The organism is Variovorax sp. RA8, assembly GCF_901827175.1.
In the GTDB taxonomy this organism is placed as follows: Bacteria; Pseudomonadota; Gammaproteobacteria; order Burkholderiales; family Burkholderiaceae_C; genus Variovorax.
This window is the reverse complement of sequence record NZ_LR594662.1, coordinates 3455121-3469258: the sequence shown is the minus strand read 5'-3', so window position 1 is coordinate 3469258 and position 14138 is coordinate 3455121. Positions and strand designations below refer to the sequence as shown.

Below are 14138 nucleotides of genomic sequence, written 5' to 3'. Positions count from 1 at the left end.
GTCGAGGGTTCTCAAGCGGCCTCGGAGTCCGCCGCGGCAAAGTGCGGCGTGGGCTGCACCGCATCGCCCTGGTAGAAATCGCCGAAGCGGTCGAACTGGCGTTGTGCGTCCGAGGCGTCCACGCCCTCCTTGAGCACGGCGCTCGAGAATCCGCTGCGCTGCATCTGCACCAGCTGGTCGATCAACACGTCGCCGGTGGCGCGGATGTCTCCTTTGAAGCCGAGGCGCCGCCGCAGCAGGTAGGCCTGGCTGAAGGCGCGGCCGTCGGTGAATTTCGGGAAGTTCAGGTCGATGCGCTGCACGTCGCCGAGGCAGATTTCGATCGCCAGCGGATCGGCATCGTTGGGGAGCTGCAGCACGCTCGGGTCGCCGTCATCCACATGGTCCTCTGCGGCGATCAGTTGGAGCGTTCTTTTCATGCGGCCTCCTCGACCTTGAAGCGCGCGCCATTGGCAGCGGTCTTGAAGGGATCCATGCCGACGCGGCGCAGCGTGTCGATGAAGCTCTCGCCGGCATTGCGCAGGTCGCGGTAGGTGTTGAGCACGGCCTCGACCACGTCGGGCACCTCCGCCGCCGAGAACGACGGGCCGACCACCTTTCCGGGCAGGGCCGGGCCGTTGCGCGCAGCGCCGTCGGAGCCGCCGAGCGTGACCTGGTACCACTCCTTGCCGTCCTTGTCGACGCCGAGGATGCCGATATGGCCGCTGTGATGATGGCCGCAGGAGTTGATACAGCCGCTGATGTGCAGGTCGATCTCACCCAGGTCGTCGAGCTCGTCGAGGTCCTGATAGCGCTCGGTGATGGCGGCGGCAATCGGGATCGAGCGCGCGTTGGCCAGCGAGCAGAAGTCGCCGCCGGGGCACGAGATCATGTCGGTCAGCAGATGAATGTTGGGGCTCGCGAAACCGGCCTCGCGGGCGGCGAGCCAGAGCGCATGCAGGTCTTCGGCATGGACCCACGGCAGCAGCAGGTTCTGCTCGTGCGTGACGCGGGCCTCGCCGGCGCTGAAGCGGTCGGCAAGCTGCGCGGCGGCCTCGAGCTGGCTGGCCGAAGCGTCGCCCGGCGCCTGGCCCAGGCGCTTGAAGGACAGCGTGACGGCACGCAGTGCCGGATTCTTGTGCGGGGCCACATTGCGCTGCAGCCAGCGTGCGAACTGCACGTCCTCGTCGGCCTGCGCGCGCAGCTCGGCATCGGTTTCCTCCGCGCTGCGGAATACGCGCGTGGCCATCTTCGGCGTCACGAAGCTCGCGGTCACGCGGTCGAGCTCGGCTTGCGTAATGGTGTGCGGCGCGCCATCGCGCTCGACGACCTCCTTGTATTCGGCCTCGACGTCGTCGATGTAGCGCTGGCCCTCGGCCTTGACCAGGATCTTGATGCGGGCCTTCCAGGCGTTGTCGCGCCGGCCGTATCGGTTGTAAACCCGGATCACGGCTTCCAGGTAGTTCATCAGCTGGTGCCACGGGAGGAACTCGCGGACCACCGTGCCGATGATCGGCGTGCGGCCCATGCCGCCGCCCACCTTGACGCGGAAGCCGAGTTCGCCCTCGTCGTTCTTGTAGAGCTGCAGGCCGACGTCATACCAACCCGTCGCAACGCGGTCCTCCACCGCACCGGTGATGGCGATCTTGAACTTGCGCGGCAGGAAGGCGAATTCCGGATGCAGCGTGCTCCACTGGCGCATGATCTCGGCGAAAGGACGTGGGTCGGCGATCTCGTCCACCGCGATGCCGGCCAGCTCGTCGCTGGTGATGTTGCGGATGCAGTTGCCGCTGGTCTGGATGCCGTGCATGTCGACGGAGGCCAGCAGGTCCATCACGTCGGCCGACTTGGACAGCGGGATCCAGTTGTATTGAACGTTGGTGCGCGTGGTGAAGTGCGCGTAGTGCGTCGGCAACCGGACGCTGCCCAGCTTGCCTTGCACCTCGTTCGCATGCTTGTAGACCTCGGGATCGGGCGCGTCGTACTCGCGTGCGATCTTTGCCAGCACGCGCAGGCGCGCGCTGGAGAGTTCGCCATAAGGAACGGCCACGCGCAGCATCGGCGCATAGCGCTGCACATACCAGCCGTTCTGCAGGCGCAGCGGCCGGAACTGTTCTTCGGCGAGCTTGCCGGCCTGCCAGCGCTCGAGCTGGTCACGGAATTGCGCCGCGCGCTGGTGCACGAACTGGCGGTCGAAGTCTGTGTATTGGTACATCGTCTTTTCTTTGCTGCTTGAAGGCGTGCGTCCACGGCCCCGTCAACGCGAGCCACGGACTTTAGAAGTGCGCCTTATGGAAACAAACTATTTTTTGGTTCGCGCCTTATGCGGATAAGCTTATTCGCCAGTCTGCATGCGGCCTGCGGGCCGATGAAATGCTTATTCCGGATAAGGCCGATCGCCTCGGTCGGGCGGGTCCCGAACACTCGACCCCCTGGTGTCCAGCCGAGCCAGAAGACCCGGCATCTACCTCCGCGTGTGCGCACCTCGCCTGTTCCTGACATTTTGTTTTGTTTTGAAGTACGGCTGTATCCAGCCTCCCAGAATTCCCCCTTCTTCTGTCTTCGGAATTCCGTGAGGTGTCATGACGCTCCCGCTCTTGTCTTCTTCTTCTGCCCCTTCGCCATGCTTTGCCATCGACAATTTCCGGGCTCAGCAGGCCCGCGCGGCACGGTGGACGGCCTTCCCGCGCTCAGTGCTGAGCGCGGCTGTCCTGGGACTCGGCGGCGCGACACTGCTGGCTGGGGCAACGCCCGCCTGGGCACAGGGCGTGCAAATCGGCGGTGGCGGTGATGGCGGCAGCTACTTAGGGAGACTTGGTGCCGCTGCTGGAGGTGAACCCGGCAATGGGGGCACCAGTGGCTTCACAAATGGCGCCGCCGGAGGTATAGGGGGCGAAGGTGGTTCGCCGGGATCCGGCGGAGGCGGCGGAAGCGGGATCGCGGGTGGCGGGGGTGGCGGTGGAGGCAGCATCGCCACAGATGGTGCAGTGGCCATCGGTAACGGTGCCAGCGGCGCCAACGGCCTCGATGCCTCCCACGTTGGCGGCGGCGGTGGCAGTGGTGCGGCGGCCACTGTCAACGGAACGTTGGCCATTGGCGGTGGTGGCGGGGGCGGCAGCGGAATGTCGGGAGACGCGAGTACCGCGGGTGGGTCCGGCGGAAGCGGCGCGCAGGCGACGGCGTCTGGCGCCACCGCGATCGGCAGCGGCGGCTCCGGAAGCAATTCGACAGGGACGAATCCGGGCGGCAACGGCGGCAACGGCGCCCTTGCCAGCGGGGTTGCCAGCACAGCCATCGGCGGTGGCGCTTCGGCGCCAGGGCCGAATGCTTCCGGCACCGGCACAGGGCAGGCCGGGGGCAACGGCGCGGTCGCCAGTGGCAACTATTCGACAGCGATTGGGGGGTCTAACGCAAGCATGCAGGCCGCCCAGGCGCTGGCCGACAACGCTACTGCACTGGGCAATGGAGCTGTCGTGCAGGCCGGAGCCACGAACTCCGTGGCGCTGGGGCAGGGGTCGGTTGCGGCGACGGCCAACACGGTATCGGTGGGCTCGGCCGCACAACAGCGGACGATCACCAATGTGGCCGCCGGTTCGATCTCGGCCTCCAGCACCGATGCGATGAATGGGTCGCAGGCGTTTGTCATCCAGACAACGGCCAACACCGCAGTCACGGCGGCAAGTGCGGCCCAGGGCACGGCCGACACCGCATTGAATGCAGCCAATGCGGCCCAGAGCACGGCCAACGCCGCATCGACGACAGCGACCGCGGCACAGAGCACGGCGAGCACGGCACTGGGATTGGCCCAGAACTCGGCGCAGTACAGCGCCGACGGCCAGTCGCTTGCACTGCAAGGCAACGGCGGCCAAGGAACCGCAATCACCAACGTGCGCGCCGGGCAGTCAGCCACCGACGCCGCCAACGTCGGCCAGTTGAAGGAGGCCAGCCAGGCCACGCTGAGCGCGGCCAACAGTTTCACCACTCAGCAAGTGGCGGTACTGCAAACGCTCGTGAATCAAGCCTTCACGAGCGGGCTCTGCAACTTCAGCAACGGCAATGTGAGTTGCGGTACGGGAACAACGACGCAAGGGACCGGCGCAACGGCGATCGGCAACAATGCCCAGGCCCTGGGCGACAACACGACAGCGCTGGGTACCGGCGCACAAGCCCGCTACGCGGGCTCGGTTGCCATCGGCGCGGGTGCTCGGGCGCTGGCCGATCCGACAACTGCGGTAGGGAACAACGCCGTGGCCCTGGGCGACAACAGCGTGGCGCTGGGCGCCAACACGCTGGCGGCGGGCAACAACAGCGTGGCGCTTGGCCAAGGCTCGCTGGCCGATCGGCCCAATACGGTGTCGGTCGGCAATGCACAAACAGGCCTGGCACGTCAGGTCACCAACGTGGCGTCGGGCGTACTGCCAGGTGATGCGGTGAACCTGGGGCAGATGCAACAGGCCGTAGGTGCGATAGGCCAGCAGGCAAACGATTTCGCGGCCAAGGGCGTGGCGGCATCGCTGGCGATGCCTGCCATGCCCGCGCTGACCGCAGGCATGCAATGGGTGGGACTGGCGACGGGAAACTACGCAAGCGCAACGGCCGTCGGGCTGGCCTGGGGCTACCAGATCAACAAGGGCCTGAACGTCGGGGTCGGGATTTCAGGTGCAACGGGCGGCGGCGCCCTAAGGGTGGCGTCACGCGCTCAACTGGGGTACGCATGGTAAGGGCCGAGTGAACAACCCGCACGGTTGCTACGTCACTGGCGCAGACTGCGACCACTAGGGAGAAGTCCCGCCCAGCGCCTGCTGGATGTCCTCCAGGCGGCGTCCGCGTGTCTCGATCCCGCTGCGTATCAGCATCAGCGCGGCCACCGCCATCGGCAGCGCGATCAGCAGGGCCGAGGCGGCGAAATGACCGAACACGCCCAGCACGCCGAAGCCCGCGCCGAGGATGCCCCCGAACTTGGAGCCGGCCGCCACCACGCCCGAGCCGGTGCCGCGCAGGTGGACGGGATAGATCTCCGCGGCATAAGGGATGAGCATCGCGATCACCCCGCTCGAGCTCACCAGCAGCAGGGCGGTGGTCAGCACCATCGCGAGGTTGGATTGCACACGCGCCAGCCCGAGGCCGAAGAACAGCAGCAGCGTCGCCGCGGTCAGCGCGATGAACAGCACCAGCGCCTTGATGCTGCTCCAGCGGTGGTAGAGCCAGATCACGATCGCAATGCCCGGCAGCGCCAGCAGCGCCGATCGGGCCAGTAGCGCGCTGGCGGCGGTAGCGTCCATGCCCATGCTGCCGAGGTTGGTGGGCAGCCACAGCAGGAAGCCGAAATTCACCAGGCCCCAGGCCACGCCGCACACCATCAGGCCCCAGGTGATGCGCGCGTGGCTGCCGCGCAGCAGCTGCCGGATGCCGCCGGCCGGCGCTTCCTCTTCGGCCACCACGGCGGCGGCGCCGGCCTGCCTGTCGCTCGCCGCCCCCTTGCCGGCAAAGCGCGCGAGCACCGCCCGCGCCTCGTCGTCGAGCCCCACGTTGGCGAGGAAGCGCGGCGACTCGGGGATGTAGCGGCCCAGGAAGACGATCACGAGCCCGGTCGGCAGGCCCAGCAGCCACAGGGCGCGCCAGCTGAACTCCGGCACCAGCAGCGCCGCCGATCCGGCCGCCAGCAGGTAGCCGGCCGAGGTGCCGACGCCACCCAGCGCCACCAGCAGCCAGCCGCGGTGCGCAGCCGGCACGGTTTCCGCCATCAACGTGAAGGTGATCGGCAGCAGGCCGCCGGCCGAGGCGCCCATCAGGAAGCACATCGCGAGGTTCCAGCCGAAGGCCGGCATCGCGCCGCAGATCGCTGTTCCGATGAACATCAGCGCCGACAGCAGGATCGCCGCGCGGCGGCCGAACATGTCGGCCAGCCGGCCCCACAGCACCGAGCCGACCGTTGTCCCGGTGAGCGCCACCAGCGCGAGGACGCCGGCGGTCTGCTTGCTGATCTCGTATTCCTTCGTCATGCCGGGCATCACGAAGCCCAGGGTGGCGGGCTTGAGCACGTCGACCGCCAGGGCGATCACCAGCACAACCACCAGCCTCCAGTGCTCGCCGTTCAGCGGCACGCCATCGGCCACGTGGAACTGCAGGTGGCGGTCGGCATGCAGGCTCTTCTTCATCTGTGCGATGCGCGGCATCAGGCCGTACATGGCCAGCAGCACGCCCAGCGGGATCATGGCCATGCCGGCGAGCATGGTGGCGTCCATCTCCATGCCGACCATCTGGTAGCCGGTGTGGCGGCCCATCATGAACATCGGTACATGGGCCAGCACGCCGCCGATGATGGCGATGCAGCCGAGCCAGAAGGCGATGGGGTGGTGGAAGGCGAAGTTCTGAGGTTTCATGCGGTCTCTCGAGGCCGCACATGGTAGCGAAGCGCTCAGCGGCAGAAGCCCCAGCCGCCCACTTCGAGATGGAAATGGTCCGCATGCACGGCGTTGTAGTCGGGGCCCAGCACGCCCTCGAAGAAGCGGCAGGCGCCGGCATGGACGTCGCGCAGGAAGAGCGCTTGTGCGTCGTTGCCGCCCCAATCGCGACGCACGGTGACGCGCGTGCGGTCCTCGCGCACGAAGCCGGCGATGTCGATCGCGTCCGCGGTCGCATGGCGGCTGCGTCGCCCGTCGCGCGTGCTGCCTTCGCCGGTGTTGATGTCGCGGCAGGCGTAGCTGCCGAGGTGCTCCACGGTGGAGATGGGGCCGCCCAGCCGCTGCGACGCGGCCGGTTGCAGGGCGTGCCGCTCCCACATCGCAAAGGACAGCGCCGCGCGGCAGGTCAACAGCGTCGGCGAGGGCAGCGAGACGCTGCGGCCGCCGCGCAGGCGCAGGGCGCCCGTCAGGCCACAGCCGGGGCCGGTGCTGCGGTCGGCTACCGGCTCGTACTGCAGGCCTGACGGCTCGAGGGCGGCGAAGCAGCGCGCGGGGTCGGATCTCGCGCGCCGCAGCTTGAGGCCGGTCAGCAGGTTCGGCTGCGCTGCGACGTCCAGTGGCGCCAGGGGGTCGAAGCGGTCGGGAATATCGAGCGCGCCGAAGTGGAGCGCCGCGGCCAGCAGCGCCGCCAGGGCAATCAGAAGGGCGAGGAACAGGCTATGCCGTGAAAACGGGCGCACACCCCGACTACAACACGAAGTGCGCCACCGTCACATAGTGGCTGGCCGATCCCGCCAGCACGAACAGATGCCAGGTGCCGTGCGCGTGCCGCCAGCCCAGCGGGTTGCGATAGAAGACCGTCCCGGCCGAGTACCACAGCGCCCCCGCCAACAACCAGGCCAGGCCGGCGCCATCAAGCCGCTCGACCAGCGGCACGGCCGCCAGCACGCCCAGCCAGCCCATGCCCAGATACAGCGCCAGCGAGGGCGCCGGCGGCTCGCCCCGCCGCAGCTCGCGCGCGATGCCGAACAGCGCCGCGCTCCAGGCCGCGGCCAGCAGTGCCCAGCCCCAGGCGCCCTGCAGGGTGACCAGCGCGAAGGGGGTATAGCTGCCGGCGATCAGCAGGTAGATCGCGCAATGGTCCACGCGCTGCCAGAACAGCTTCCTGCGCCCGCGCGTGCTGTGGAAGAGGGTGGAGGCTCCGTACAAGGCCACCATCGAGAGCCCGAACACCAGCGCGCTGGCAGTCCTGGCCGGGTCGTTGCCGGGCACCGTCTTCGTCAAGAGCAGGGCGGAGCCGGCCGTGGCCAGCATCAGGCCGAGCAGGTGGCTGTAGCCGTTGAAGCGTTCGCCTTGGTACATGGTGTCACCTCAAAGGGAGTGGGTCGAGTGGGCCTTGGTTTTGCTGCGCCGTCGTGACATCAGACAACGAAGGTCCGCGGCTGCACATCAACCGTTGGCCTTAGACCTCCTGCATGTTGGGGACCGCCAAAAGCAGGGGGCGCCGCGCTCGAGGCGCTGCGGCGCAGGCGCGCGCCGCCTCAGCGCGGCAGCAGCGCTGACAGGCCCTGGCCGGCCAGCAGCCCGCCGAGCACCAGCATCACCGAGCCCACCAAGGCATCGAGCCAGCGCCATGCGGCTGGCCGGGCGAACAGCGGCGCCAGCAGGCGGGCACCGGCGCCCAGCGTCGCAAACCAGCCCGCGCTGGCCAGCGCGCTGCCCGCCACGAAGGCGGCCTTGCCGGCGCCGGGCTGCTGCGCGCCGACGGCGCCCACCAGCAACACCGTGTCGACGTACACATGCGGATTCAGCAGGGTAAAGGCGACCGTCTGCGCCATCACGCGCGAGAGCGGGCTGCCGGCGCCGGCGGCACACGAGGCGTGCAACGCACCGGGATTCAGCGCACGCCGCCAGGCCAGGGCCGCATAGGCGAAAAGGAAGAGGGCGCCGCCCATCGTCAGCACCGGGGCCAGCACCGGCAGGCGATCGAGCACCCGACCCATGCCGACCACGCCGAATGCCACCAGGAGCGCGTCGGCCGCCGCGCAGAACAGGACCACGGGCAGCACATGCTCCCGTCGCAAGCCCTGGCGCAGCACGAAGGCGTTCTGCGCGCCGATGGCGACGATCAAGCCCAGGCTGAGGGCGAAGCCGGTGGTGAACGAGGGGAGGAAGCTGCTGGCCATGCGCCGATGATTGGCGGCGCGGCAGAATCAGTCCAGTTAACTTATCTGCAGCTGCATTAGGAATACTTCATTGCTGGACTACCTCTCCCTCTCGGCCGTGGCGCAGGTGGTGCGCGAGGGCAGCTTCGAGCGCGCGGCGCGCGCCCTGCACGTCACGCCCTCGGCGGTGTCGCAGCGCGTCAAGCAGCTGGAGGATCGGCTGGGCCTGGCGCTGGTCGTGCGCGGCTCGCCCTGCGTGGCGACCGAGGCGGGCGCCTGGCTGTGCCGCCACGTAGAGCAGGTCGACATGCTCGAGCGCGAGTTGCACCGCGCCATGCCCGCGCTCGGCGCGCTCGACGACCCCGGCCGGCGCCTGACCCTGCGCGTGGCCGTCAACGCCGACAGCCTGGCGACCTGGTTCATTCCCGCCCTCGCTGCCTTCAGCGCGCGCGAGCCGGCGCTGGTGGACCTCAGCGTGGACGACGAGACGCACACGGCCGAGTGGCTGCGCTCCGGCACCGTGCTTGCTGCCGTGACCTCCAGCCCCAAGCCCGCCCAGGGTTGCCGCAGCGTGCCGCTCGGGCACATGCGCTATCGCGCCACGGCGAGCCGGGCATTCAAGAAGAAGTACTTCGGGCGCGGAGTGACGGCCAAGGCGCTTGCCGAGGCCCCCAGCCTGGCGTTCAGCCGCAAGGACAGGCTGCAGGCGCAATGGCTGCACGACGTATGCGGCCAGCCGGTCGAGGTGCCGCGGCACTGGCTCCCGTCGAGCGAGGCCTTCGTGGCGGCCAGCGTGGCTGGCGTGGGCTGGGGGATGAATCCTGCGCCGCTCGTGGCGCCGCACCTGCGCGACGGTAGCCTGGTGGAACTGGTGCGCGGCGCGGAGTTGCAGGTGCCGCTGTACTGGCATCACGTGCGGCTGAAGATCCCGATGCTGGAACGGCTCACGCAGGACGTGGTCGCGGCCGCGCGCGCGGGGCTGGAGCCGTAGCGGCCCGCGGCCCTGCTCAGGGCCACCAGTGCCGCACGGTGATGGCGATCACGCGGGCCGCCTGCCGGCGCAGGTCGTCCGAAGGCGCGCGCTGCGCGGGCGCATGCCGCGGGACGGCGGGTCTGGGGAGCAGGAAGAGGTGTCGGCCCCGCGCCGGGGCGCAGGCGGGTGGATGGAGGGTTTGCATGCCGGTGCCTTTGGATTTTTCTTGGGAAGGCAGGGCATCTTATCTGTATAAAAATACAGTGTCATGACAGCCTCCTGCCAGGACGCGCCCGGCCGGGCAATAAAAAGGCCGGCCGTCGTCAGCTGGCGCTGCGCCGCACTTGCACCGTGGCCTCGAGGCCCTCGTAGGCCTCGGCTTCGCCGAACCAGCTTCCGCTGATCGGCGCCGCCAGGGCCGGGTCGCGTGCCACGCCGACACGGATCAGCTGACCACTGCCCATCGTCAGGTTGTTGGTCGGATCGAAGGCGACCCAGCCGGCACCCGGGAGGTAGGCATGCAGCCAGGCGTGGGTGGCGCCGGCCCCGGTGATCGTCTCTCCGGGCGCGGCGCCGCCCTCGTCGAGCGCGGCATCGTAGAGGTAGCCCGAGACGAAGCGCGTCGCCACGCCGAGTCGGCGCGCCGCCTCCATCATCAGCAGCGCATAGTCGCGGCAGCTGCCGCTGCCCAGCGCCAGCGTCTCCAGCGGCGTCTGCGTGCCTTCCTCGTCGCGTGCCGAGTACTGCAGGCTCTGGCCGATGTGCGCGTTCATGCGGGTCAGGACCTCCAGCGTCCCGTTGGGCTTGTCGATGTGCAGGAACTGGTGGGCCCAGCGGATCAGCGTGCCTTCGGGGTCGTCGTGGTGTGGACGCAGGTAGTGTTCCAGGTCCAGCCGGTCCTGCACCGAGTAGGCGAACGGCAGGTACTCGGCCATGGGCTCCAGCGTGAGCAGGTCCGGCGGCTCCGCCACATGCTCGATGGTGAACGAGCACACGATGCGCAGCTCCGTCGCCTCGCCCATCGGTTGCACCAGCGCAATCGAGTTGGAATTGGGGTCCTGGATCATGCGCACGTGCGCCTCGGGGCTGACATGCAGGTCTGTGGCCAGCACGCGCAGGTCGTGGCTGTCGCGCGGCCTGAACATCACGCGGTGCAGGCCGAAGCGCACGGGCTCCTTGTAGCGGTAGACCGTGGTATGGGTGATGTCGTAGCGGATGGCCATGCGGGATGGAATTGTCTTGCCTGGGAATGACACGCCGCCCGTCGGCGGACGCTCAGCCGGACGGCCCATTGTGGCGCCGACCGGCCGGCCCGCGCTGCGCATCGAGGGCCCGGGCCTGCGATGCCGGCAGCGCCAGGGGCTCGCCATGCCAGCGCGCCGCCAGGAGCTCGGCGCACAACGCGGCGAAGCTCAGGCCGCGCGAGCCCATCGCGGTGCACACCCAGGGGCCGGCCGGCGCACCCGGGCGCAGCGGGCCGACCAGGGGGCGCCGGTCGCTGGAGGCGCAGCGCACGCCGGCCCAGGCCTGCAGCTCGCCGCGCTCGAACAGCGGTGCGAGCTGCCGCGCTGCCTCCGGGTGCAGGCGCGCGAGCCGCTGCCGGTTGGCTTCGGTGTCTTCGCTGCGAAACCCGGCCTCGTCGTCATCGCGATCGAAAGTGGCGCCGCTGAGCCACAGCGCGCCGCCGGAATCGGGTACATGGGCGATCAGGTGGCCATCGCCGTTGATCGGCATCGACGGCAGGCGCATGCCTTCGACCATGCGTCCCCAGGCGAGCTGGCCGCGCACCGGCTGCAGCGGCATCGCCGGCGCGAGCGCAGTGCTGTGGTGGCCGGCCGCGATCACGACGCGGTCGGCTTCGGCCAGCAACTCGCCTTCGGCATCGAGCAAGACCCAGGCGCCCAGGCCCCGGGGCGAAACCTCGATCCGCGCAACGCGGCGTCCCGTCCGGACGCGGATGCCGGGCAGGCCCAGCCAAGCCTCTACCAAGCGCGCCGGCCGCACCCAGCCGCCGCGAGCGTGCCAGATGCCGGTCGCATCGGCGGGCAGGCCGGCCTCGCGCAGTTGCTCGGGCGAGGCATGCCAGGACTCGTTGGGTCCCTCGGCGCTCCAGCCTTCGGGCAGGCGGGCCAGCCCGGCGACGCGGCGCTCGAGCACGCCGCTTGCGCGCCAGTCCTTGCCTTCCACCAGCAGCGTCCTGGCCTGTTCCCACGTGGCGCGCACGCCCGCACGGATCAGCCGGGAGAGCAGGGCGTCGTCGGGCGAGACATGCGGCGCGAGCACGCCTGCCGGCAGGCCCGAGGCGCCGGCCGCGGGATGCGGGCCCGCCTCCAGCACCTGCACCTGCCAGCCGCGCCGCGCCAGGCTGGCGGCGACGGCGGCGCCGGCGAGCCCGGCCCCGACCACGGCGCAGCGGCCCGGTCCCGAGACCGCCGCTGGATCCGGTGCATGCCGGCGCAGCGTCCACGACGGATCGAACACGCCCTGCAGGCAGTCGCGCTTGGGCGGCAGGCCCGGGGCCTTGTGCAGCCGGAAACCGCAGGGCGCCAGCGCATCGCGCACCGGCCGCGCCACGCTCCAGGTCGCCAGCCGCGTGCCGCGGCGCGCGAAGCGGGCCACCGCCTTGAGCGTCTCGGCCGACCACATCTGCGGATTGCGCTCGGGGCTGAATCCGTCCAGGAAGATGCTGTCGGCCTCGAAGCGATGCTGGGCGCGCAGCATGGCCTGCACATCGCCGACGCACAGCGTGAGCAGCACCCGGCCGTCTTCGAAGACGAGGCGATGGGAGCCGGGCAACAGGCCCCACCACTGCGCTGCCAGCGCCTCGGCCAGCGGCGCGAGTTCGGGGTGGCTTGCCGCGGCCCGCAGGAGATCGTCGCGCCCGACCGGGTAGGCTTCGATCGAGACGAAGTGCAGCAGCCCGGGCCGTCGAGCGTCCTGGCGCCAGGCGTGCCAGCTTGTCAGGAATGAAAGGCCGAGCCCGAAGCCGGTTTCGAGAATCCGCCATTGCGGTTGCCCGCCCCATGCCTCGGGCAGGCCGCAGCCGCCCAGGAACACATGCCGATCCTGCGCTACGGCACCGCTTTCGGAGTGATAGATATCGCCGAAGCGCGCGCTATGCGGCACGCCGTCGGCGCCCCAGGCGACCGGCTCGGCCATCGCGCGAGCCCAACGATCAGTCTGCCGGGGGAACGTAGCCCTGCGCGACGTCGGCGCCTTCGCCGAAGAAATGCTTTTCCATCTGGCGCGCCAGGTACTGGCGGGCGCGCGCATCGGCCAGGTTCAGCCGGTTCTCGTTGACCAGCATGGTCTGCTGCTTGAGCCAGGCGGCCCAGGCTTCCTTGCTGACGCTTTCCCAGATGCGCTTGCCGAGTTCACCGGGGTAGGGCGGGAAATCGAGCCCCTCGGCCTCTTTGCCGAGCTTGATGCACTGGATCATGCGTGCCATTTGGATGCCTCTTGAAGGAGATGGGGGTTGCTTAGTTGATCTGGCTATTTAGAAGTGAGAACTCAGTCGTTCCCGTTTCCTTATGCCGTATTCAGAATTCGAAGCTTCACTGTTATGCCTTCCAGACGCACAAGACCATGAGCTACCGCCGCAACTTTATCAAGCTTTCCCTCGCAGCCGCCGCTGCGGCCGGCATCGCCCTGACGGCGTCGCCGTCGTTCGCGCAAGGCGTGACGCTGCTCAACGTCTCCTACGACCCGACCCGCGAGTTCTACGTGGACTACAACAAGGCCTTTGCCGCCTACTGGAAGGGCAAGACGGGCCAGGACGTCACCATCAAGCAGTCGCACGGCGGCTCGGGCAAGCAGGCGCGCTCGATCATCGACGGCATCGACGCCGATGTCGCCACGCTGGCGCTGGCCGGCGACACCGATGCACTGGTGAAGCACGGCAGCCTGGTCAAGACCGACTGGCAGAAGCGCCTGCCGCACAACTCGGCGCCGTACACCTCGACCATTGTCTTCCTGGTGAAGAAGGGCAATCCCAAGGGCCTGAAGGACTGGGATGACCTCGCCAAGCCTGGCGTCCAGGTGGTCACCCCGAACCCCAAGACCTCGGGCGGCGCGCGCTGGAACTACCTGGCGGCGTGGGAATTCGGCAAGCGCAAGTACGGCGGCGACGCCAAGGCCAGGGAGTTCGTGGGCAAGGTCTTCAAGAACGTGCCGGTGCTGGACACCGGTGCCCGCGGCTCCACCATCACCTTCGTCCAACGCGGCGTGGGGGACGTGCTGCTGGCGTGGGAGAACGAGGCTTTCCTGGCTCTGAAGGAATTCGGCCCCGAGAAGTTCGAGATCGTGGTGCCCTCGATCAGCATCCTGGCCGAGCCGACCGTGACGGTGGTCGACAAGGTGGTCGACAAGAAGGGGACGCGCGCCGTGGCCGAGGAGTACCTCAAGTACCTCTACTCCGACGAAGGCCAGGACATCGCGGGGCGCAACTACTACCGCCCGACCTCCGAGAAGGCCAAGGCCAAGTACGACAAGCAGTTCCCGAAGCTCACGCTGTTCAACATCGACCAGGCCTTCGGCGGGTGGGCGAAGGCGGACAAGGAGCATTTCGCCGACGGCGGCTCCTTCGATCAGATCTACGCACCCACCAAGTGAGCGCGG

Annotated in this window: 13 protein-coding genes; 3 read left to right on the top strand and 10 right to left on the bottom strand. The window is 69.0% G+C overall.

Annotation, left to right across the window (positions count from 1 at the left end; all coding sequences use genetic code 11):
* Positions 1-11: 11 nt before the first annotated feature.
* Together E5P3_RS16185 and E5P3_RS16180 are read right to left on the bottom strand one after the other, a co-directional pair.
* The gene (locus E5P3_RS16185) at positions 12-419 is read right to left on the bottom strand and encodes a DUF934 domain-containing protein (protein ID WP_162586906.1); all 408 of its coding nucleotides are present in this window, start codon (positions 417-419) and stop codon (positions 12-14) included.
* Positions 416-2194 (bottom strand): nitrite/sulfite reductase, encoded by a 1779-nt coding sequence (locus E5P3_RS16180; protein ID WP_162586905.1) that lies wholly within the window; start codon positions 2192-2194, stop codon positions 416-418. Before E5P3_RS16180 ends, E5P3_RS16185 begins: the two co-directional genes overlap by 4 nt.
* Positions 2195-2966: 772 nt before the next feature.
* On the opposite strand from E5P3_RS16180, the gene E5P3_RS16175 reads away from it, so the two are divergent.
* Entirely contained in the window at positions 2967-4700 is a 1734-nt protein-coding gene (locus E5P3_RS16175) for a YadA family autotransporter adhesin (RefSeq protein ID WP_232073158.1), read from the top strand.
* A gap of 54 nt (positions 4701-4754) precedes the next feature.
* On the opposite strand, the gene E5P3_RS16170 is transcribed toward E5P3_RS16175, so the two are convergent.
* The 4 genes from E5P3_RS16170 to E5P3_RS16155 form a co-directional block, all read right to left on the bottom strand.
* Positions 4755-6362 (bottom strand): MFS transporter, encoded by a 1608-nt coding sequence (locus E5P3_RS16170; RefSeq protein ID WP_162586903.1) that lies wholly within the window; start codon positions 6360-6362, stop codon positions 4755-4757.
* Between the two features lie 35 nt (positions 6363-6397).
* Positions 6398-7123, bottom strand: a complete 726-nt coding sequence (locus E5P3_RS16165) for an extensin-like domain-containing protein (protein ID WP_232073156.1) — start codon at positions 7121-7123, stop codon at positions 6398-6400.
* A 7-nt stretch (positions 7124-7130) separates the two neighbouring features.
* Positions 7131-7745, bottom strand: a complete 615-nt coding sequence (gene trhA / locus E5P3_RS16160; RefSeq protein WP_162586902.1) for a PAQR family membrane homeostasis protein TrhA — start codon at positions 7743-7745, stop codon at positions 7131-7133.
* Between the two features lie 179 nt (positions 7746-7924).
* Entirely contained in the window at positions 7925-8569 is a 645-nt protein-coding gene (locus tag E5P3_RS16155) for a LysE/ArgO family amino acid transporter (protein ID WP_162586901.1), read from the bottom strand.
* A gap of 70 nt (positions 8570-8639) precedes the next feature.
* On the opposite strand from E5P3_RS16155, the gene E5P3_RS16150 reads away from it, so the two are divergent.
* The gene (locus tag E5P3_RS16150; protein ID WP_162586900.1) at positions 8640-9539 is read left to right on the top strand and encodes a LysR family transcriptional regulator ArgP; all 900 of its coding nucleotides are present in this window, start codon (positions 8640-8642) and stop codon (positions 9537-9539) included.
* Positions 9540-9555: 16 nt separating this feature from the next.
* Here the strand turns inward: E5P3_RS16150 and E5P3_RS16145 are convergent, their stop codons facing one another.
* The 4 genes from E5P3_RS16145 to E5P3_RS16130 all read right to left on the bottom strand — a co-directional run bounded on the left by E5P3_RS16145 (position 9556) and on the right by E5P3_RS16130 (position 12969).
* Entirely contained in the window at positions 9556-9726 is a 171-nt protein-coding gene (locus tag E5P3_RS16145) for a hypothetical protein (protein WP_162586899.1), read from the bottom strand.
* 118 nt (positions 9727-9844) lie between these two features.
* Positions 9845-10744 carry a transglutaminase family protein gene (locus tag E5P3_RS16140; RefSeq protein ID WP_162586898.1) on the bottom strand — a complete coding sequence of 300 codons (900 nt, stop codon included), beginning with the start codon at positions 10742-10744 and terminating at the stop codon, positions 9845-9847.
* A gap of 52 nt (positions 10745-10796) precedes the next feature.
* A complete protein-coding gene (mnmC, locus tag E5P3_RS16135; RefSeq protein WP_162586897.1) occupies positions 10797-12680 on the bottom strand; it encodes an FAD-dependent 5-carboxymethylaminomethyl-2-thiouridine(34) oxidoreductase MnmC in 1884 nt (627 codons plus the stop codon).
* 16 nt (positions 12681-12696) lie between these two features.
* Positions 12697-12969 carry an oxidative damage protection protein gene (locus tag E5P3_RS16130; RefSeq protein ID WP_162586896.1) on the bottom strand — a complete coding sequence of 91 codons (273 nt, stop codon included), beginning with the start codon at positions 12967-12969 and terminating at the stop codon, positions 12697-12699.
* Positions 12970-13106: 137 nt separating this feature from the next.
* On the opposite strand from E5P3_RS16130, the gene E5P3_RS16125 reads away from it, so the two are divergent.
* Positions 13107-14132: a sulfate ABC transporter substrate-binding protein gene (locus E5P3_RS16125; protein ID WP_162586895.1), complete on the top strand. Its 1026-nt coding sequence runs from the start codon at positions 13107-13109 to the stop codon at positions 14130-14132.
* Positions 14133-14138: the final 6 nt, after the last annotated feature.

What these genes read in the sequence shown, in the direction of transcription:
- E5P3_RS16185 (WP_162586906.1), bottom strand. Translation starts at nt 419, where the DNA reads ATGAAAAGAACGCTCCAACTGATCGCCGCAGAGGACCATGTGGATGAC.
- E5P3_RS16180 (WP_162586905.1), bottom strand. Translation starts at nt 2,194, where the DNA reads ATGTACCAATACACAGACTTCGACCGCCAGTTCGTGCACCAGCGCGCG.
- E5P3_RS16170 (WP_162586903.1), bottom strand. Translation starts at nt 6,362, where the DNA reads ATGAAACCTCAGAACTTCGCCTTCCACCACCCCATCGCCTTCTGGCTC.
- trhA (WP_162586902.1), bottom strand. Translation starts at nt 7,745, where the DNA reads ATGTACCAAGGCGAACGCTTCAACGGCTACAGCCACCTGCTCGGCCTG.
- E5P3_RS16155 (WP_162586901.1), bottom strand. Translation starts at nt 8,569, where the DNA reads ATGGCCAGCAGCTTCCTCCCCTCGTTCACCACCGGCTTCGCCCTCAGC.
- E5P3_RS16145 (WP_162586899.1), bottom strand. Translation starts at nt 9,726, where the DNA reads ATGCAAACCCTCCATCCACCCGCCTGCGCCCCGGCGCGGGGCCGACAC.
- E5P3_RS16140 (WP_162586898.1), bottom strand. Translation starts at nt 10,744, where the DNA reads ATGGCCATCCGCTACGACATCACCCATACCACGGTCTACCGCTACAAG.
- mnmC (WP_162586897.1), bottom strand. Translation starts at nt 12,680, where the DNA reads ATGGCCGAGCCGGTCGCCTGGGGCGCCGACGGCGTGCCGCATAGCGCG.
- E5P3_RS16130 (WP_162586896.1), bottom strand. Translation starts at nt 12,969, where the DNA reads ATGGCACGCATGATCCAGTGCATCAAGCTCGGCAAAGAGGCCGAGGGG.
- E5P3_RS16125 (WP_162586895.1), top strand. Translation starts at nt 13,107, where the DNA reads ATGAGCTACCGCCGCAACTTTATCAAGCTTTCCCTCGCAGCCGCCGCT.